This window comes from Nocardia sp. NPDC005978, assembly GCF_040614455.1.
Classification (GTDB): domain Bacteria; phylum Actinomycetota; class Actinomycetes; order Mycobacteriales; family Mycobacteriaceae; genus Nocardia.
On record NZ_JBEXUS010000248.1, the window covers coordinates 1 to 1,171 of the forward strand.

At 61.1% G+C, this 1,171-nt stretch carries 1 protein-coding gene; it reads right to left on the reverse strand.

Going from position 1 to position 1,171, the window contains the following annotated elements; translation table 11 throughout:
• Positions 1-637 precede the first annotated feature (637 nt).
• Positions 638-958, reverse strand: coding sequence for a MerR family transcriptional regulator (locus ABZ319_RS40465; RefSeq protein WP_354991887.1), 321 nt, complete (start codon positions 956-958; stop codon positions 638-640).
• Positions 959-1,171 lie beyond the last annotated feature (213 nt).

Here is a 1,171-nt window from a genome sequence, read left to right on the forward strand (position 1 = left end):
TGGTGTTGGTTTATGTTTTTAAGATGTGTCATCTGCCTATTTTTTTGGTTTTTAAGGGCATTGAACCCCCCCCGCTCTCGGGGGGGCCACCCGGTCCGCGCCCCGCGCGGGGGGCGCGGGGACCTGACCTCGTTCGTTCGAAGGGGTTCGGAAGATTCAGTGTCGTCGTCTATCTCCGGCCGGCGAGGCCGGCGATCGTCACCGTGTCCGCTTGTTCCGGCACGGGCGAATCATGTCTAGGTGGGGTACTCGTGGATCACCTCCCGGCTCGTGGGTTCGCTGCCCGCTCCTGCTGTCGGAGCGGTTTCGCCGGCGGGTCATGGTCGCGACTTCCGGCGCGTCGTGCATTTGTTCCGGTTCCCTCCAGCGGCACTACCTATTGCCGTGTACTTCACCCCGCCGGAGGGAACCGGCTCACAACCAACTTCTTGCGTGACGTGTTCGGTCCGCCGCGACGTTGCCGATGCTGTCTCGACTTCCGAACGAGACAGACGATACAACGAGGAGAGGAGCTTGTCTATATCAGTCAATGTAGATTTCCTGCGATGGTTACGGCGGCTGTGCTCGGCCCGCCCATCCAAGGGATCGAGGCGAGTAATCGGTGGTGATGATGATGCGGTCCCTCCGATTGGGCCGGTCAGGAGCCGGGCGGGTCGCTCTGAAGCCGGTCGCGTTCTCGGACCAGAGCGGTGTTCTGATCCTGGAGGTCGAGGATGTGCCCAATGCCGGCGAGGTTGACGCCCTGCGCGGCCAGATCGGCGATGCGCCGCAATCGTTGCAGGTCACGACCGCTGTATCGGCGGGTGCCGCCGTTGCTGCGGGTCGGGGTGATCAGGCCGTGTCGCTCGTACAGGCGCAGGGTCTGGATTCCGATCCCGGCCAGCTCTGCGGCCACCGAAATCGCGTACACCGCCTGCTCCTCGGCGGGAAGGTGCTCGCGTTCGTGCTGTGAGGGCATCGGTGCTCCTTTCCGCACTGTCCACACCCGGACTGATTATCTAGATTTCAGTCTTGCACTAACCTATGTCGAGTGCTAGAAAATATCTATGCCAGGTAGCAGAGGTTATCTGGTCAATCGACTATCGAGAATGGAGTAGTTGGAGGTGGCGACCATGCTGATGCGCACTGATCCTTTCCGTGACCTGGATCGATTGACGCAACAGGTGTTCGG